The organism is Mesorhizobium sp. BR1-1-16 (genome assembly GCF_020165495.1).
GTDB lineage: Bacteria > Pseudomonadota > Alphaproteobacteria > Rhizobiales > Kaistiaceae > Kaistia.
The window spans coordinates 1-17,492 of sequence record NZ_JAIUIE010000018.1; the positions used below are offsets into that span (position 1 = coordinate 1).

Annotated in this window: 16 protein-coding genes and 1 pseudogene; 4 read left to right on the plus strand and 13 right to left on the minus strand. The window is 64.0% G+C overall.

Translation table 11 applies throughout. The annotated features are described in order from the left end of the window. Positions 1-301 precede the first annotated feature (301 nt). Complete coding sequence (locus LB518_RS23095; RefSeq protein ID WP_224580189.1) at positions 302-910, plus strand: recombinase family protein; 609 nt, start codon at positions 302-304, stop codon at positions 908-910. A gap of 18 nt (positions 911-928) precedes the next feature. Here the strand turns inward: LB518_RS23095 and LB518_RS23100 are convergent, their stop codons facing one another. Next, positions 929-4,696 carry a hypothetical protein gene (locus tag LB518_RS23100; protein WP_224580190.1) on the minus strand — a complete coding sequence of 1,256 codons (3,768 nt, stop codon included), beginning with the start codon at positions 4,694-4,696 and terminating at the stop codon, positions 929-931. A 26-nt stretch (positions 4,697-4,722) separates the two neighbouring features. Next, a complete protein-coding gene (locus tag LB518_RS23105; protein ID WP_224580191.1) occupies positions 4,723-5,505 on the minus strand; it encodes a hypothetical protein in 783 nt (260 codons plus the stop codon). A gap of 287 nt (positions 5,506-5,792) precedes the next feature. Here LB518_RS23105 and LB518_RS23110 point away from each other — a divergent pair, with 287 nt between their 5' ends. The 3 genes from LB518_RS23110 (at position 5,793) to LB518_RS23120 (ending at position 8,644) form a co-directional block, all read left to right on the plus strand. After that, positions 5,793-6,011 (plus strand): hypothetical protein, encoded by a 219-nt coding sequence (locus tag LB518_RS23110; RefSeq protein ID WP_224580192.1) that lies wholly within the window; start codon positions 5,793-5,795, stop codon positions 6,009-6,011. Between the two features lie 758 nt (positions 6,012-6,769). Then, complete coding sequence (locus tag LB518_RS23115; RefSeq protein WP_224580193.1) at positions 6,770-7,309, plus strand: hypothetical protein; 540 nt, start codon at positions 6,770-6,772, stop codon at positions 7,307-7,309. Positions 7,310-7,363: 54 nt separating this feature from the next. Beyond that, the gene (locus LB518_RS23120; protein WP_224580194.1) at positions 7,364-8,644 is read left to right on the plus strand and encodes a hypothetical protein; all 1,281 of its coding nucleotides are present in this window, start codon (positions 7,364-7,366) and stop codon (positions 8,642-8,644) included. 566 nt (positions 8,645-9,210) lie between these two features. On the opposite strand, the gene LB518_RS23125 is transcribed toward LB518_RS23120, so the two are convergent. From LB518_RS23125 to LB518_RS23170, 11 genes and pseudogenes are all read right to left on the minus strand, one after another. Next, positions 9,211-10,641, minus strand: a complete 1,431-nt coding sequence (locus LB518_RS23125; RefSeq protein WP_224580195.1) for a DUF6538 domain-containing protein — start codon at positions 10,639-10,641, stop codon at positions 9,211-9,213. Positions 10,642-11,263: 622 nt separating this feature from the next. Next, entirely contained in the window at positions 11,264-12,061 is a 798-nt protein-coding gene (locus tag LB518_RS23130) for a ParB/RepB/Spo0J family partition protein (protein WP_224580196.1), read from the minus strand. Between the two features lie 113 nt (positions 12,062-12,174). After that, on the minus strand, positions 12,175-12,489 hold the full coding sequence (locus tag LB518_RS23135) for a recombinase family protein (RefSeq protein WP_286198835.1): 315 nt from the start codon (positions 12,487-12,489) through the stop codon (positions 12,175-12,177). Positions 12,490-12,517: 28 nt separating this feature from the next. Next, a pseudogene (locus LB518_RS24865) lies at positions 12,518-13,194 on the minus strand (recombinase family protein). After that, entirely contained in the window at positions 13,130-13,393 is a 264-nt protein-coding gene (locus LB518_RS24760; RefSeq protein WP_353619983.1) for a DUF2924 domain-containing protein, read from the minus strand. The pseudogene LB518_RS24865 and the gene LB518_RS24760 overlap by 65 nt, the downstream one beginning before the upstream one ends. A gap of 77 nt (positions 13,394-13,470) precedes the next feature. Further along, positions 13,471-13,671: a DUF2924 domain-containing protein gene (locus tag LB518_RS24765; RefSeq protein ID WP_286198836.1), complete on the minus strand. Its 201-nt coding sequence runs from the start codon at positions 13,669-13,671 to the stop codon at positions 13,471-13,473. A gap of 10 nt (positions 13,672-13,681) precedes the next feature. Continuing rightward, on the minus strand, positions 13,682-14,128 hold the full coding sequence (locus tag LB518_RS23150) for a DUF3489 domain-containing protein (protein ID WP_224580197.1): 447 nt from the start codon (positions 14,126-14,128) through the stop codon (positions 13,682-13,684). A 24-nt stretch (positions 14,129-14,152) separates the two neighbouring features. Then, on the minus strand, positions 14,153-14,503 hold the full coding sequence (locus LB518_RS23155) for a hypothetical protein (protein WP_224580198.1): 351 nt from the start codon (positions 14,501-14,503) through the stop codon (positions 14,153-14,155). Positions 14,504-14,878: 375 nt separating this feature from the next. After that, the gene (locus LB518_RS23160; RefSeq protein WP_224580199.1) at positions 14,879-16,684 is read right to left on the minus strand and encodes a CocE/NonD family hydrolase; all 1,806 of its coding nucleotides are present in this window, start codon (positions 16,682-16,684) and stop codon (positions 14,879-14,881) included. 44 nt (positions 16,685-16,728) lie between these two features. Beyond that, positions 16,729-17,097 carry a nitrile hydratase subunit alpha gene (locus tag LB518_RS23165; RefSeq protein ID WP_224580200.1) on the minus strand — a complete coding sequence of 123 codons (369 nt, stop codon included), beginning with the start codon at positions 17,095-17,097 and terminating at the stop codon, positions 16,729-16,731. Continuing rightward, positions 17,094-17,429 (minus strand): hypothetical protein, encoded by a 336-nt coding sequence (locus LB518_RS23170; protein ID WP_224580201.1) that lies wholly within the window; start codon positions 17,427-17,429, stop codon positions 17,094-17,096. Before LB518_RS23170 ends, LB518_RS23165 begins: the two co-directional genes overlap by 4 nt. Positions 17,430-17,492: the final 63 nt, after the last annotated feature.

Consider the following 17,492-nt stretch of genomic DNA (forward strand, 5'->3'; position numbering starts at 1 on the left):
CTCCTCGATCCGCCGCGCTCCCCGCCGCGCCACGTCAGACCGCAAGGCTAACTGCCGGCCGCCGCAGCGTTAGCGCTCCCACCGCCCCACGTCACTGCCCGGCACAGCCCGGCTCCCACCCGAGGGCCGACCTCAGGTCCACCGCCCGCCGTCCTCCCTGTCTTCGCTTCCCGTCTCCTTTGGGTACACCCCAGCGAGTCATAGCGGCGAGACAGTTTCTTCGTCTCATTAGGGTTGACTTCTACATTCCGAGACGCTATCGCTCGGTGGTCTAGACCCAAACGAGACATCGGGGGAAGCCATGACGACATACGGATATGCTCGGGTGAGCACAAAGGACCAAGACCTCACGATCCAAATCGACGCCCTCCGGGCTGCCGGCTGTGAGTTGATCCGGGAGGAGAAGCGGAGCGGCACATCGATGGAGGGACGCCAAGAGCTTGAGACCCTTCTCGCCTTCATCCGTCCCGGCGATGTGCTGATGATCACCAAGGTCGATCGCCTCGCCCGCAACATAGGCGACCTTCAAGACATCGTTCGGAAGCTTCAGGCCAAAGGGGCGGCCTTACGAACCACTGACCATCAAATCAATACCGAGACGGCTCAGGGGAAAGCCTTCCTTGGTATGCTCGGGGTCTTTGCCGAGTTCGAAACCAACATCCGCAAGGAGCGCCAGCTTGAAGGCATCGCGAAGGCGAAAGCGGCGGACGCTAAGGAAGAGGATAAAAGCAAGCGCACCTACAAGGGACGCACCCCCTCCATCGATCCCGAGCGGGTCCGCGCTATGCGTTCCGAGGGCAAGGGCGCCTCTGAGATTGCCAAGGCCCTCGGGATCGGCCGTGCCAGCGTCTACCGCGTGCTTGAAGCGCAAGCCGAGAGCGCCCCCAAGGCCAACCCGAAGGCCGCCTAAGAGGCGCTCCCCGCTTCGCTATTTCGTCAAGCCGCTGAGGTCGACCCCAAAGGCCTTGCCGACCTCCGCCAAGCTCCCGCCCTGAGCCCTAGCCCCCGTGGGATCAGCCTGCTTAGTGGCATACGCCCCCTGCACCTTGAGCCGCTCCTTGAGCATCGCCGCGCGGACGTTGGGGTCCATTTTCAACACGGCTAGGGCGGCATTCCGGTACCTCACGACGAAGCCGGAGAGGAGCCAAAGCTTCGTGCCCTTGATCTCCGCCGGGCCATCGGGAGCCTTGGCATAGACGGGGCTTGTGATCGCCTTCGCCACCACTTGCTTCAGGCTTCGGACGTTTGGCCCCGGCTTGCCGGCCAACTGCTGGTAGACCTCATAGGCATTCCGGCCATCCTTGAGCGTGATATCACGGAGGTCCACTCCGCCCTTGATGCGTGCGGACGGTGGGGCGAAGGTTGAGCCGCCCTCCAGCACCTGCCGTTCAACCTCACGGTCCACAAGGTCGCTCTCCATGGTGGAGCTAAGGCCCTTCCGGGCTGTGATCGGCTCACCCCACGCATCGTATCGCGCAGGGAGATGCTCGGAGAGACCGGGGACCGTCGCGATGATCCGATCCACCACGCCCCGGGCGTCCCGGAGATACGGGTCGGGGTTCACAGTGCGGAGGAGCGAGGCGGCCGGCACGAAGTTGGACGCCGTGCGACCCATGAAGCCCGCCATACGGCTATCCGGCTGGTCCAGAGCGTCGAGGAGCGCCCCGACGTTCATCAGGTAGGACTTGTTGCCCATCTGCTTTGCGACGCTCACGAGGAGCGCCGTGGTCCCGTTTTCGACCCGTCCCATGAGGTCCGCGTCGCCTGTCTCCTCCGCTATGTGGATGGCGTCCGCAAGGTCCGCCACAATGCCCATCGGCATGGCGACGGGATCGAACTTGCCGAACGGCGTGTAGGTGGTGGTGCCGTCATCATGGCGATTGACGAAGGAATAGGGCTGCCACCCCGTAGCGAGCAGCGCCGAGCGGAGCTTAGGGTCGGACGGGCCGCCGCTCGTGATCGTGCCCTGAGACGCCTTGAAGGCGAGCGCCCCCATAAAGAGCGTCCCCAAGCCCATCTGCCCCACCGCCTGGGCCCTCGCCTCCTCCCCCAGCTTCCCGGTGATCATCTGCCGATACTCGGATTGCAGAAGGTTGAGGCCCGGCGTCATCTTCCAGCCGTACCGGAGGACGTTGGTCGGGGTCTTCACGAAGGGCAACACAATGCGGAGCGCCGGGAGTTGGGCCGTGCCGTCCTGGACCGCCTTGCCGAAGGTCTTGGCGAGGAGGTCTTGCTGGAAGGTGGCAATCTGCGCTTCCCGTTTGGCCTGGGCGTCGAGGCCCACCCCGTTATCGTCAAAGGCGTCATCCAGCTTCTGCCCGATGAAGTCTCGCAAAGCCTTGCCCTCAAGCCCCCGCTCCATGCCGTCCACATGGGCCTTCGCTAGGACCTTCGAGCGGTAGGTGATCTGCTTCATCATCTCATCCGCGAAGCCGAGGCTCCGGGTCGGAAGTCCGATGAGCGTTTTCGGGGTCGAGACCACGAGCACATTGTGCACGAGGTTGGGGAGACTGCCCCACGGCTTGAAGTTGAGCGCGTTGGCACCCTGCCGCTTGCCCTGTAAGCCGGCCTGGAGCACCTCGCTTCCGTGCGGCGCCAACCGGCTATCCCCCAAGACGAACGCCTCCCGGGCCGCCCGAAACGAGTCCCCCAAAGCGGTCCCCATGTACAAATACTGCCGCATCGCCTCGGAGCGGATGGCCTGCCCGCCCTGGACCGCGAAGCTCCCCACGATCCGCTCGGCTGGCCTTGCGGCGAGCATGTAGCCGTTAGTGGAGATATTCACGAGGTGGGTCTTCCAGCCCCAGAGGAGGTTGTTGACCTGGAGGAAGTTGGCCCAGTCCGCGATCTTCGCCCAGGTGGACGGTGTGGCGATCTTGGCGAGGGCCTTGGGGTCGCCCATCGTGTTGGCGATAAGCTGCGCAAGGCGCTCCCCGTCGACCTCCGTAAGGGCCTGGATGTCTTCGGGCTTCAAGCGGAACTCGCCGCGCATCCTACGCAGGGCCCGCCCGGCATTGGCCGTGATGGACCTCGCCCCGGAATACGCAGCGGCCGAGATGGAGACCTGCTTCTTGAGGCCGTCGAGGGCCTTTGTGAGGTCCCCACCCCACTCGTCGAGGACCCCGGCGTTGATGCGGGAGGCCATCGCAAAGCTATCCTGGAAGGCACGCTGGGAGACGAGATAGCCCGCCTCCATGTCGGCCACCATGCGGGAAGCCGCTTTGCCGGACTGCTGGATCATCCCGAGGAGGGCCGCAGGGTCTTCCCCAAAGAGGTTGGCCCGCTGCTGGACCATCTGTTGGACCCGGGCATCGGAGAGCACGTCCCCACCCTTCGCCTTGTTGACTTCGGCTTCGATGCTATCCGCAAGGCGTGCTGTGAAGTCCGTGGTGCCGCCGCTCGGGTCATCTTGGGGGTCCAACTTCTGCCACGGGACCTTCTCGCCTACGCCGAAGGTGTGCCCGTCCTGGATGGCGCCCTGCCACGAGCCGGCCTTATCGATCGCCTCGGCGTCGGAGCGGATGCCCGAGAGGAGGCCGTTGATCTGGTCGTCCGTGATCTCGGGGAGCTTCAGGCGCGGCGGGAGCTTTGTGCCGTCTTGCGCTGCCGCTTCCGTGGCGTTGGGGACGGCGGTGAAGGTGGCTCCGATCGGATTGGCCACGCCTCCAGCGGTCTCGGCATGTGGCAGTGGTCCACCGCCCACACCAGCCACTGGAGGTACTGAATAATTGCCATTCGTCGCATCCTTTCCGAACGTCCCCGCTTTGACCTCTGCGGCGATCTTGGCGTTTAGGGCGGCGACCTCTTCCGGGCTGGCATTAGCCGGGGGCGGGTTAGTGCGGAGATTGACCGCCGCCTCCGTCTCACGGGCCGCAGCTTCAGCCGCCACGTGGTCACCGGAAGCCAGCGCCTTGTACGCCTTGGTGGCGCCCACGAGCACGGCTCCGAGAGCGGCATCAAGCCCGATGCTTTCGATGGCGGACTTGAGGCGCCCCTCTGCGGCGGTATCCGTGGGGTCCGCTGCGAGCCACCCGGTGATCGGATTGGAGAGGGCCGGGAAGCTCTCGATGAGATTGGAGAGGCGGGCATCGTGCGGGTCGAAGACGATGGACCCCACCGTCGCCGCCTTGACTGCTTCGGCCGCACCACGAACCACGCCTCCCGCCCTCGCAATGGCACCGCCTGCCGCCTCCAAAGCGGGGACGGCAAGCTGGGCGCCCTTGAGGAACTTCCCCGCACCGATGAGCCCGGTGGCGAACTGGGAGACCCCCATGATGAAACCGTTGACCGGGGAGTCAGCCTGGAGTTGACGATTGGTGGACTCGAAGTCCTTCCGCCACGCAGACTTATCGGCCTCCGGGGGCTCCCCGAAAAGGAAGTCCTTCGTTTCGAGGACCGCATTGCCCGCCCCGCCGCCGATGGACTGTATGGCCTCAGAGACGTGGCCGAGGGGGTTCAAAGTCTGGGGCGTTGGGGAGGACGGCTGGGCGTTGGGATCGGCGGATGGAGCGGCCGGAGGGGGGGCCTGTGCTTCAGCCGGAGTAGCAGCGGAGGCCGGCTGTGCCGCGCCGGCTTCTATAGACTGCACAGCATCGGCTATAGCTTGGCTGGAAGCCTCGTCCCCCTGCTTTGCGGCAGGAGGCGGGTTATTCGCCACTGTATCGGCTAGGAGCTTCTGGAAGAGAGCGTCATCCATGGTGGGACCTTTGGGGTGAGAGGAGGCTAGAGCCGGGCCGCCAAGAGTTCGCGCTTCCATCGCGGGACCCATCCCGGGACTTGCGAGGGGTGCGGCCCAAAGCGTTCGGTCTTCAAGGCGATGATGGCGGGGAGGTGCTGCGCTGTGAGGTGGCCGCAAGCCGCCTCTATGGTCGACCCAAGGAAGCGCAGCACGCGGCCGGAGCTTTGCGGATAGATGTCGCGGCGGATCGCATGGGGATTGCGCGGGACGGTGGAGTTTCGGCCGAGGACGCCCTCGCGGTGGGTGCCGGAGGCGAGCCGGTGGACCGCCTTGCCGACCTGGACCAAGCGGTACTCGTCGCTCCGGTCAGCATCGGCGTCTTCCGCGATGAGCGCGGTGATCGCCATGTGGATGGCTACCAGTCGCTCCGGGCGAATGCCCGCCTTGCGAAGCCGCGCCATGGCGATGCGGACCTTTTCCTTAGGCAGCTTCGTTCGGACCTCATCCGCGCGGACGGCTTCACGCGGGTGGGGCATGGACCACGCGACATCGGCCACCGCCGTGGCCACCTCAGGGTCCATTGCGTTGACCTTGAGCCACGCGGTGGCGGCCGTGACGTAGGGCTTGAGGTGCGGCGCACGGATCGTGCGACATAGAAACGAGCCGTGCCGGGCCTTGAGTTTGACGTGATAGCCGCAGTGGAAGGGCGAGAGGCCACGCCCTTCGGCCTGGAGAGTTGGCCTGCCGCATCCGGGTAGGACGCACACGGGCGACGGGTCCAAGTTGGGGCCTTCGGCAACGCGGCGCTTGATGGAGGGATCGCGCATTGGCCTGAGCCTCAGGTGGCTTCGCGAAGGTCCCAGGGGAGCGGGCGCAATCCGTCAAGGACCCTGTAAGCATCTAGAATGTGACTGCGAAACCCGTCTCGGGAGAGGCCAAGAGCTTCCTTGGCGGCCCGCTTCGGACGGCTCGCAAGCCTATGGAGTGAGAGCGCAAGAGCCGCTTCACGTCCGTCTGTCGGTGATCGGGTGCGGCGTCCCCGTGCCCGCTCGGAGGCTTCATCAGCGGGCTTGCGAAGGCCTGCTCGACGATAGTCATAGTGATCGAGGACGCTATGTCGGGCTATCTTTGCGACCGGCGTATTCGCCAGAAGGCGCCCGAGGTCCGGCCTGGAGTTTCCGCTAAACAAAGCGAGATAGTCTTTCCGATCCGGGTCATCTTCCGCCCCGTTCTTCTTGAAGGAAAACCCTCCTCCGCACGCCAGATGCAGAATGATAATCCCGAAGCCCTCGGGATCGACGCGGCGCTCTCCCCGCAGCGGCGCCTCATCTAGGCTTTGGTCGGACCTCAGGTTCACAAGGTCACGGAGTCGGACGCCAATGTAAGGGCCGATATCATCAACCCCGACCGAGGTGGCGGGGTGGATAGCGCTCTTCCACGTCTCCAGCCCCCGGACCAATACACCCGGATCAACCTCAGGAAGGCCAGGGTCTACTAGACGGGCCAAACTGGGGGTCAGCCATTGACTGATCCAAGCGGAATAAAGCGCAGGCGGAGCGGGGTCGTAGTTAGGACGTTTGCTCATGGGTGATCCTTTGGTTTGCCTAGTGGCCCGCCTAGGGCCTAGCCAGTGGTGTGGTGCACGGCCGGGGTAGGGGCTGTGGTGGGAGTGAGGGTCAGGGCAAGGTATCGGTGCGGCCCGTGTGCCCCCTGTAGTTAACCTTGGTAGTCCTCCGGGCGGCCGCATAAGACCCCATGGCATCTCTCATGGTGTAGTAATGAGTCCGATGGACCACTGCCAAGTTGTTGGCCAGGACTAGCTCCTGTATGAGTCGAATGGCGTCGGGAATTGATCTATAGTCGGCCACCATTCCGATATGGACCCCACATTTTTCTTCGTCAATGCCCCTTGCGGCGCGGATCGAAGGATGCTCTTCTGCATCTTCTATTTCACGAATATTCAACAGCGAGCCGGGCCAAGCACTTAGGCCCCGCTTACTTGGAAAACCGCGTCCAACCGAAGGGAGAATTATTTTGAGCGAGCCCCGCGTTTCACGCCGAAGCCAAGCTTTTGCGTTCATCGGAACGAGCATGCTCGAGTCCGCATCGCGCGGCCGATGGGCACGGCTCATGGTCACCACGTGCACGTTGATAATGCCGGTGGCGGCTATCGGCGGGGACGGCAGGTTGGCCCGTAAACGCCTGTATTTCACCATGACGGCGGGCGATGACGCCGGTATGGCTATCGGGCGGGAGGTCGAGTCCGCCGCGTCGCAGGCAGTACTCTGGCACAGGGAGCATCCGGCCTGGGGTCCGCTTAATGTCGTGGTACCGGTCGGCTCTATGCCTGCCCACCGCAGTGAGGCGCTCCAGAATACCGCCGTGGTCGATGACTGGGACGTGTGCGACGGCTTCGGTCACCTCATGGCCAAGGCTCAACACCTCGCCGCCGGCCACCTCTCCGAATTGATCATGAAGGGCAAGGTGGTGATGGAAGCTGCCGCCTCCCTCTCCGCCTCGTTCGACGATGAGGCCGGCGAGGAGGACCCCCTAGTGCTGCCACCCAACGTCATCCCCTGGAGTCCCTCACGACGGAACCATGGGCGAGACTGGTGGCACCCTCAGGGATGAGGTGGGGTCGCACTCCCGCAAATGATCTGGTGAGGGTTACCCGGAGGTGATGCATTGAAGGGCCCTAGGTTCGACCCCCAGAGGAGGGCATTAAGCCTCCCCTTGAAGTCAGCCATTAGCCGCCTCACCGCCTACCTGGGTGAGCGTGAGCTAGCCCTCGGCCTCCGCCAGCGTGCTCGTCGGGAGGTGGACCACAGGTCCTTCAAGCTCGCCGTGGAGGTGACCTTGTGCAACCTCGTGGTGGCTGAGGTGGTGGGGGCTGAGAGGGTCGAGGTGTATCGTTCCCTCGCCACCATCCGCCGTGCTGACCCTTGGAGGCCTGAGGTCTACGCTAAGGGGTTGCTCGATGCTCTGGACGTGATGGCTCATCCCAAGGTCGGGCTCATGGGGATGGCCACGGGGTACCGCTTCGACGGGACGGGCGGGAGACCCACTGAGATAAGCTCAAGGCCTGCGCTGTGGTCTCACGTGCCACCTGAAGCCCTATCGCTCAAGGCCATGGACCGCCTCCCAGAGCCCGAAGTGCTGGTGCTCAAAGGGATGGATGGTGAGGTCCAACCTATCCCGAGCACTCGCACGGCCGAGAGCTACAGGCGCCGGGTGGTAGGGCTTAATGCCCGGCTTAAAGCCCTGCCTATCGACCTCTTGCCGGTGGCTTCCGGTCCGCCCTATGGCCTCGGCAATGACGGCAGGCCCGTGGACCCCACGCAGGTGACAGTGAAGCGGTACTTCAATCGGGGACGCATGGACCGTGGGGGTCGACTCTTTGGGGCATACTGGGAGGAGATGCCGAGGATGGATCGCTTCCACCGTCTGAGGCTTGGAGGGGACCCGGTGGTCAACGTGGACTATGGCCAACTCTACCCCCGCCTCGCCTACCTCGTGGCGGACCGTGAGCCTCCCGAGGGAGACCTCTATGCGGTGCCGGGATTGGAGCATTGCAGGGAGGGGGTGAAGCTCATGACCTCCGCCCTTCTCTTCTCCGAGCATCCCCTCAAGGCTTGGCCTAAGGGTGGACCTCAGGCTTTCCCCAAGGGTACCAAGCTCGGGGAGGTGGTGGGGTCCATCTCCTCCAAGCATCCCGGCCTCGTGCCGTACTTCGGGTCTGGCCTCGGGTACCGCCTCATGTTTACCGAGAGTGAAATTCTTCTCGGGGTGCTTGAGGTCCTGCACCGCGAGGGGGTCCCGGCACTGCCCATGCACGATGCGGTCATTGTGCCGGAGCGTCATGGACCCCGGGCGAAGGAAGTCATGGAAGTGGCCTTTGAGAGGATCGGCGGGCGAGTCTCTTGCGGTCTCGTTGAAGTGCAAGGGATGGCGGAAGTCTGCGGTTAAGGAGCCTTATGGCACGCGCTAAAGGAGGAGCCATAAGGTGGACCTCAAGGGGAGAGTGGTTGGAGGGTGTTGACCTCACCACCTCCCGCCTAGGGGGAGAGCCGGGAGGGACTACAAGGTGCTTGGGGGTGGCTCCCCGGGCATTCCCTCCCGGCTCTCCTCGGGCTCTTGGTGGACGGTATGGGTTGCCTCAAAGAGGCCGGGGCGGTGGGGGAGCGACCATCCCGGGTCTTCCCCTGGAGTTGACCCTCACTGGTCACCTAGTGCACTGCTCTATGTATATGCCTGGAGGGCTGGGGTTCTCATAGAGGACGGTATTAAGGGGAAATTCCTCAATGATTTCAATGAAAGCTCCATTTAGCTCCCTCAAAGTCCCCGCTTTTAGCCGCCTTTTCGCTTCTCCAAGCTCTCCTTCGACCGTTTCCCGGGAGGAGAGAACGCTTCTGAGAGGCTTAAAGCAGCACCCGGGGTGACTGGGGGTCCATCCGCCATGCCTCCACCTAGAGCCGGCCGGGGTGTTCTCATAGAGAAGGATATTAACGGGAAATTCCTCAACGTTTTCAGCTTCAGGCCTCTTTCGGGGCGCTAGATCGCCTCCGGGTGCGCCTCGAAGGAGCCTCCCCAGCATCGGGCGGGATGGGCTCCGGCAGCACGATGGACCCCACGAGTTCCTTAAGCTGCCGCTGCATGTCGGGCTTGGAGTAAACCCCGAACGTCATCCCCTTGCGGGAGTGGCCGACTGCCAGCGCAATGAGGCTCTCGGGATAGCCGGCCTCCTCCGCCTTCGTGATGAACCAACGGCGGAACGAGTGGAAGTTGACGAGGGAGCGGCGGCGATCGGGTCGAACCTGCTCCAACTTCAGGCTACGAAGGTAGCGGCCGAACGCCTGACTTTCTGCCATGCTGCGCTCCCTCCCCGTCTTCACCAAGTCGATATCGTCAAAGAGCCAAGCGTCCGGCCCCTTGCCCTTGCATCTCGCCTCGATAACCGGAAGGAGCTTAGGGTGGCTCGGCAGGGCACGAGCGGCCTTCTCCTTCTTCAGCGGCGGCACGGAGAGCATTCCGCCCTCAACGTCGCAATCCCTCACGCGAAGCCGGAAGATGGCCTCAAGGCGGGCTCCCGTAAGGGCGCCGAAGAGCATGGCGTCCATCGTCCTCGGCGTCGGTGAGCCGCCCAAGAGCTTGCCGAGTTCTTCCGCCGTGAAGGGGCGCTCGGTCTCGTGGGTCCCCTCGGCGCTGCGGGCCGCGACGGTTTGCTCTTTGGGGAGACGCTGATGCTCCCAAGGATTGGGAATGCTGGACTTGATCCGGCCCGCATCGACCATCCACCGCCAATAGTCGGTTAGGCCCCAGCGGTAGCTGGTGATGGTCTTCCGGTTCAGGCCTCGCGTTCCGAAAAGGAACGTGACGAGGAACCTATGTGCAATATCCCGGTCCACCGTCTCGACCGTCGACCCCAGCCCTTCTTCCTTCATCCACGCGATCAAAGCGTTGATGGAGCGGCGATGCAGGCTGATGGACCGCATAGGCAGTCCGGTTGCAGAGAGCCAATCGTCAATGTTGATGGTGAGGGGCGTCGCTTTCCCTGCCGCGACATCCCTAAAGAGGCCAGCTTGACGTTCGCTCTCGGGATCAAACTCCCCGTCGCCAAAAGCACCCGTCCCAGTCTGTTTTCCGAGCAAGTCAAAGTACCGATCGCGGATGCCCGTTTCAGCACCATCCGCCTCCGCGTCGCCCCTCGCCTGCATTAAGGCTCTGCGATACCCCAGCGCCTCCTCTTCAAGAGGTAACGCCGCGCTCCCCTTCCGGGCCGCTTCTATTTGCGCCTTCAGCGCCGCAATGGTCTCCCAGCGCTTCGCCCGGGCGACATTAAGCTCCCGTGTGCCTAAGCTCTTAACGAGCCGCTTCTTGCCCATCGTCTCCCGGAGAGATGGCGGGATTTCAATCTCCACGTAGTACCCTTGGCGGCGCTTGGTGAGATATCGCGTATCGGTCATGGTGGCCCCTTGGAAAGGCGGAAAGGGCTCCCCTGCCCCATACGCACCCCCACACGATATACCCCACACAGATGCGCTTTGAAAGACCGGAACTGCGCCATTCTGCCGTTACTAGAGGGGATCGCGGAAAATCTCCCCCTCTCCGCCACTAACTTCCTGTTTTCAATGATTTTTTGACTTCTGAGAGACCGCGGCGGATAGCGCCGTATTTTCCGAGGCTTGCGGGCGGTCGATCTTCATGAGGGTGCGGAGAGACGCATTTTGCGCCTAGGCACCCGCGCATCCTAATTCTCCGTCTCCGCGACGGCTTGCGGCAGTACCCCTTTTTCCATTTTGGGTACCGGCGGTTCGCTGACTGCGCCCCTGTCGGCCTCACGGCGTCCTTACGCCTGCAGGAGGCAAGGACACCTATCGGCACCAGACCAAAGGGGGCGCACTGGACCCGGCGCCCGCCGATCAAGCTCTCCGCTACCGGCAGTCCGCATGAGACCGCCCTAGAAGCCCGACACAAGGTGCTGACGATGCCAGAGGACCAACGGCGCGGAAGCGGCGTCGATTGCGGACGCCTTAGCTTCCAACTTGTGGATACTAGCGCAGGGCAGGCTGGAAAGCTGCGAGGTAGCTACTCGAATCCGAGCACGCGGCGCTGCTCCCCCCAGTCGATCGGCAGCCGGGTGTCCGCCATCAGCTTGTTGGCTGTGAGGGTTATAGGTTGCCGGCCGTCAAGAATTGCCGTCACAATGTCGGGTGCAAGGAAGGCCAGTCTGACGAGCCGCGAGACATAGGACTTGTTCAAACCCTCGTTCCTCGCAAGTTCGGCCGCGGTGAGTTCGGGATCGCTGTTCAACCGGTCGAAAAGACGGCTCGCCCGAGCAAGGATTCTCGCGAGGCTCTGATCCGGCACCGCCGCCGCCGTCCTGCCCGGCACGATCAGCCTGAGTTCGTGGCCGGCTCGCTTGCAGACAATAGGGACGGTGAGTTCGATGCCACAGCGACGAATCTGCTCGCCATCATATCCTACGGGAGCCGCGGCAGCTTGGTTCGGGTTGGTTGCATCCCGATCTGTCAGATCGGCCGGTACGCCGGCGTCGCGGACATGCAGGATCTGCAAGAGCGCCGAGCTGTCGATCGAGATGTGGACACGATCAGGATGGACAGCGATGCGCTGGAGGATGGCGAGCAGGAAATCTCGTTGAGCAACCTCGCCGCCACTCCCGAGGAGTGACGCCTGTCGCCCGGCAGCATCCAACAGCGCCTGCTGGCCCAATGCATCGAAGGATCCACGTCTATGATTGGTCAGATCGTCGTCCGCGTCCGCCGCCGCGGCGACATCGGACGGAGTGGTGAGGAAAGCGCGTAGCCGATCGATGACTAGCCGCTCAATGCCGGCTGCTGGAAGCCGCTGACCGGATGAGACCATATTGGCGGGGCCGGTCGCGTCGCCATCCTCCGACTTCGCCGCTCGGGCTGCGATCAGCGTCTGCGAGACATAGTAGCGATAGCGGACGCCCTTCTTGCTGGCATGTGTCGGCGTCATCCTGTTGCCGTCGGCATCGAAGATGAGCCCGGCGAGCAGCGACGGCGCATCGGCATTAGTGCCACGCTCCAGGTTGCTCGATTGGCCGCCAGGATCTCCTGCACGTCGTTGAACAGCACCTCGTCGATGATCGGATCATGCTGGCCGGGATGCGCGATGCCCTTGTGCACGATCTCGCCGCGATAGAGCCGGTTCGATAGCATGGCATAGAGCGCACCACGGCCGAGCGGCTGGCCGCCATAGGCGGAGCCGTTGTCGCGCTTGCGGCTTTTGCTGACGATGCGGTGCTTGTCGATCTCGGCCTGCAGCAAGCGCACCGACTTCAGCGCGGCGTATCGTTCAAAGATCCAACTGGACCGTCTCGGCCTCTGGCGTGTTCACCACCAGCTTGCGATCCTGGACATCGTAGCCGAGCGGCGGCAGACCGCCCATCCACATGCCCTTCTTTTTCGACGCCGCGATCTTGTCGCGGATGCGCTCGTCGGTGACCTCGCGCTCAAACTGCGCGAAGGAGAGCAGCACGTTCAGCGTCAGCCGGCCCATGCTCGACGTGGTGTTGAAGGCCTGGGTGACCGAGACGAACGACACCTGAGCTGATCGAAGATGTCGACGATCTTGGCGAAGTCGGCGAGGGAGCGGGTCAGCCGGTCGACCTTGTACACGACCACCACGTCGATCTTGCCGACCGCCACATCGGCTAACAGCCGCTTCAGCGCCGGCCGGTCCATGGTGCCGCCAGAGATGCCGCCGTCGTCATACATCTGCGGCAGCGCGATCCAGCCCTCGTGGCGCTGCGACAGGATATAGGCCTCGCAAGCTTCGCGCTGAGCGTCGAGCGAGTTGAAGTCCTGCTCAAGTCCCTCCTTGCTCGACTTGCGGGTGTAGACCGCGCAACGGAGCTTTGTCGCTCCGGCCGAAGCCATCCGGGGCGAGGACGATGATGACGGCGCCCTAGCCATGGTGCGATGCCTTCCTGGGACTCGATGCCGGCGCGGAGGCGAGCTCGCACTTTCCATGCATGCCGCCGGTCGCTCTGCTCGCCGCGCCGATGCCGAAGAAGCGTGGACCGGACCAATGCGTGCCGTTGATCTCGCGGGCGATCCTCGTCAGCGAGCGGTAGCAGCGGCCGGCATAGTCGAAACCGGTATCCGTCACGGTGACGCTGTGGGTTCGGCCATGCCACTCGCGAACCAGCCGCGTGCCAGGCGTCAGCACCGCGCGAGGAGCGCCACAGCGATCGTCCCTCGCCGACGACGTTGCAGCATCGGCGGAGGTCGCCTTCGCCGCATCGGCTATGGTGCGCAGCTAGCGAGCGGCGGCCTTGCCGAGGCCGCCAAAGCGATTTCCTGATAACGATGGCCGATGGCACGCTTCAGCAGGTCATGGCTGAGCGCGGGTGGCTGCGAGCGGAACAGGCGGCGCCACTCGACTTTTAGCGCCGCCGTGTCCATCGTCTCCAGCTCCGCCAGTCTCTTGGCGAGAGAGGCGGTCATGACCGTCGCCTCAGACCGCCTTGCCCGTCGCTGGAGGCGCTGTCTCAGCATTCGCGCTCGGCAGGATACGGTAGACCGAACCGGCATCGCAGTCCTTCTGACGATCGATGCGATGGCCCTTCTTCCGCAGGCAGCGCAGCAACGCCCGCACCGTGTGCGGCAGCCAACCGGTCGCAGCCATCAGCGCCTCGATAGTGGCACCTTCCTCGCGCGACAGCAGCGCGATGATCTGGTCCTGCTTGGACGGGCTTCGCCGCGAGGAGGGGTCCGTCCAAGCACGGTCGACCTTGCCGTCGCTTTCCGAAGTGACCGGGTCCACACCTCCATCGGTCCAGGTAATCGTGCCGTCGAGCGGATCGTCGTCAACCACCTCCGTCTCATCGCCGTGCCGAACAGTGCCGTCTAGGCCGGGGCCGTTGGAGTCGGCAGCGACGCCCGAGGCGACCTCGCGAACCAACTGATCCGACTTCTGCACCGTAGGTCAGTCGCCCACGGCCTCAACGCCGATCGCTGCGTATCCTGCCACCGTGATACGGAGGCCAATCCGACCAGCATCGTCGTCACGCCGCCAGCTCTCTGCATCGGAGCTGGCAGGCACTTCCTCGACGAGCGCCCGCGCAAGAAGATGACTCAAGACTGCCTTGAGGGCACCACCGCGCGCCTTCAAATCAGCCGGCGGCGGCAAGATTGAACCATTGTCGCGGTTGGCGGCTGTGCTCAGCAGAACCGATGCTGTGTCCGAGAGCGGCGGGTTCCGTCGGCCCACTGCGGTCGCCTGATCTCCGACCTGGACTACGCTGCCGCCGTTCTCGATGCTGTTGTTGATGGTCATGATCTCGCTCCGTTGCGCGCCAGCCCTCTGCTGGGGCTTGCACGGAGACGAGCCCGGCAAAGATCAAGAGCCGGGCGGGCGCCGCGCCGGCGGGCTTCCGCCGTCTTGACGCGGTTAAAGCAATGCTTGCGCTGACATCGAAGTCCAGTCGGATTCAGCGGGAGCGCGAGAGTCTGTGTCACCCGTACCTGCTCCTCGATTGCCCTTTCAGCGACGTCCGCTTTGCGCCCCCATTTCGGACGGCGAAGGGCCCGAACCCGGTCCCCAGAACCTGCCATTCGCCGCGATCTGCACGAATGTCGCCGAAGCGGACAAAGCGCGTGCACCTGCCTCTATCACCCGCGTGTCCGTAGCGAACCCGACCGCCACTTTTTGCTATGCAGCGGTCGGCCACCTGGCCAGGCGCCTCATCTCGATAAAGCTGTCTTTGCCGTAGTGGATGGTGTTACGTGAAAAATAAGGCGGCACCTGCATGTCGAACTGCGCGTAGCCACGACTCACATCGCTGCGCAGGAGGTCTGTGCGGCTTGCAATGTCGAGACGAAACCGCTCGCCGGGCCTCAGCACGACCGGCTGCGGCGTCAGGCTGAACAGGAGCGTTACGGGAACGTCGCGCACGAGCGGCTCCGGTGTGTCGACGTCGATCGCGATCTCGGTGGCTGTGGAGCGGGCCTCGTCGATCCGTCGGCACGCCGGCCTGATCATGCCCATTGACAGGATCGTGTAACGTCCGTCAGCCGAAACGACGCCCGTGCGGGCCACGACGTGGGAATCGATTTCGTTCGAGCTGAAGGCAAGGCTCACGGTCACCGGTCCGGTCAGCTCCATCTCCTCCTCGATCGGCAGTTCGAAGGCGAGGGATTGATTGGCGACCGCATCGAAGCCGGCTGCAAGCGTGGCGCCCGGGGGGACCGCCGCCCAGCGGTTCAAGCCGTCGGCCGGCAGATCCGGCGTCAGTCGGTGCGTGTCCGGGTCGGCGCCGTTGGATGTGAGATAGATCCGCAGCGGCGCACTCTGCGGAGGCGGCCAGTCTGCTGCGGAGGCGTAGGTCCCGGCTCCCTGCCGCCAGTAGCGCACCCGCGCCTGGCTCGCATAGCCATTGTCGGCGCCGTAGAGGACATGGTCGAAGAAGGCGAGCGCCTCGAGTTGCCAGTGATAGGCGGGCAGTTCATAGGCGGGAGATCCGATGATCAGCCATTTGCGGTCAGCCGGCGTGCCGGCATTCTCGAACAGGTCATAGGCGCCGAACTGGTGCAGGTTGAGGTAGCCCGGATTCTGCACCACCACGAACGGGACATCGATCTCGCCCAGCGCACCCGATGGACCGCCAGGTAGAGCACTGCTGGCGCGTGTTTTGCCGTCGAGCATCAAGGCCGCGAACAGTTCGCGGGTTGCCGCCGTCGGGGTTTCTCCCTGGAATCCCTTCATGATTCGCGCCATGCGCTTCTTCAGTTGCGGCCACCACAGCCGTTTGAGGGGCGAGTTGGTGATGTGGCTTGCCATCGCGCGCAGGAGCGGCGGCACATGCAGCTTCAACTGGAAAGGCGTGAAATTGGAGCCCATCCAGGTCGCGAAGAAGTCGGGCTGCGGTGCTCCCCCGAACATGGCGATGTGGCGAAAGAAATCCGTGCACATTTCGATGGCGAAGAAGGCCTTCAATGCCGCCGGGCGAAGCCGCGCCACCTGCGGCTGCGTCATGCCATAATAGGACGTGCCGAAGAGGACGACCTGCCCGTCGCACCAGGGCTGTGCGGCGGCCCATCGAATGACCTTGGCATGGTCCTCGACATCGGTGTCATTGAGATAGACGCCATCGGCGCCCGTCGAGCGGCCCATGCCGCGCCGGGCCACGAGGATGTGCGCATAGCCACGGTCGGTGAAGACAGGCGGACTGCCGGTCTCGTTGTTGCCGGTCGGGGCGCCGGCGGCCTGCAACTCCTTGGAATAGGCGGCGAACGCGACGACCGCGGGATAGCGGCCAGGCGCCTTGGGCACATAGACATCGGCCGCAAGCGCGATGGACGGCGCCACCTCGATCATCTGGTCGGCAAGGATACGGCAACCGAGCCCCGACCGCGCGGCCGGGCCGGGCGTCCATCCGGCCAGTTGCTCACCGAACAGGCCGCCTTTCGGCGGAATGAGATTGTCCCAGAATCCCGGTTTCACATTTCCAGCGCGCACGCACGCCTCCCCCATCAGAAGCCTGCCTCACCGAAGAGGGCCGGCTATTTCTGAGAGACACCGGAGCCGGCTTTGTCGAGGGAGGCCAGCCTCATCTCGCGCAGCACCCACTTCTGGGTGTCATCCGGAATGAAGAAACCTCCGATGCCGGACGAGAATAGGAGGTCGAGAGACTGCTCCGTCACGCGCGTCAGTTCCTGTGCGATGTCCTCTCCCGCTTCAGGTCTTGGCGGCACGATCATGATGATGGTGTCTTCGGCCTGCTCGATCACCTCGATCTTCAGGTCCGGTCCCGGGCTATACCCGAACTCCTCGCTCACGACGGCGACGGGATCCGCGAGCAGCCTCGACCGATACTCCGGATCGGTCGCGATGCGCTCGTAATACTGCTCGACGAAATCGGAGCTGCTCATGGCTGGCCTCCCCCTTGCCGAGCCGCGTTACGGAGCGCGAGAAGCTCGAACTTGGCCGCAACTGGAAGGAGCCAGATGAAGAGCCCCTGGCTCGACCAGAGGTCGAACTGGTTGAGCGGCGCCGACGGCGCGGGCAAGCTGGCGTCCCGCGCCGGCGGGATGGTGAAGTAGATCCGGTCGCGCTTCTGCACCACGACCTTTACCTTGATCCCTGGCGGGACCGACATGCCGATCGACTGCAGGGCCTCGGCGGGATTCGCTTCCAATCGTGCTGCGAACGCGTCATCCGCCCAGACCCGTTCGGTCAGTTCTCGCTCGAAATCTCCGGTCATGACCCCTCCTCGAGTGGCATTGATGGGACCGCGCCGAGCCGTCACGTCGCGACAATGCTTACG

Coding starts and splice junctions, on each gene's coding strand:
- LB518_RS23095 (WP_224580189.1), top strand. CDS start 302: ATGACGACATACGGATATGCTCGGGTGAGCACAAAGGACCAAGACCTC.
- LB518_RS23100 (WP_224580190.1), bottom strand. CDS start 4,696: ATGGATGACGCTCTCTTCCAGAAGCTCCTAGCCGATACAGTGGCGAAT.
- LB518_RS23105 (WP_224580191.1), bottom strand. CDS start 5,505: ATGCGCGATCCCTCCATCAAGCGCCGCGTTGCCGAAGGCCCCAACTTG.
- LB518_RS23110 (WP_224580192.1), top strand. CDS start 5,793: ATGTCGGGCTATCTTTGCGACCGGCGTATTCGCCAGAAGGCGCCCGAG.
- LB518_RS23115 (WP_224580193.1), top strand. CDS start 6,770: ATGCTCGAGTCCGCATCGCGCGGCCGATGGGCACGGCTCATGGTCACC.
- LB518_RS23125 (WP_224580195.1), bottom strand. CDS start 10,641: ATGACCGATACGCGATATCTCACCAAGCGCCGCCAAGGGTACTACGTG.
- LB518_RS23130 (WP_224580196.1), bottom strand. CDS start 12,061: ATGGTCTCATCCGGTCAGCGGCTTCCAGCAGCCGGCATTGAGCGGCTA.
- LB518_RS24765 (WP_286198836.1), bottom strand. CDS start 13,671: ATGACCGCCTCTCTCGCCAAGAGACTGGCGGAGCTGGAGACGATGGAC.
- LB518_RS23155 (WP_224580198.1), bottom strand. CDS start 14,503: ATGACCATCAACAACAGCATCGAGAACGGCGGCAGCGTAGTCCAGGTC.
- LB518_RS23165 (WP_224580200.1), bottom strand. CDS start 17,097: ATGAGCAGCTCCGATTTCGTCGAGCAGTATTACGAGCGCATCGCGACC.
- LB518_RS23170 (WP_224580201.1), bottom strand. CDS start 17,429: ATGACCGGAGATTTCGAGCGAGAACTGACCGAACGGGTCTGGGCGGAT.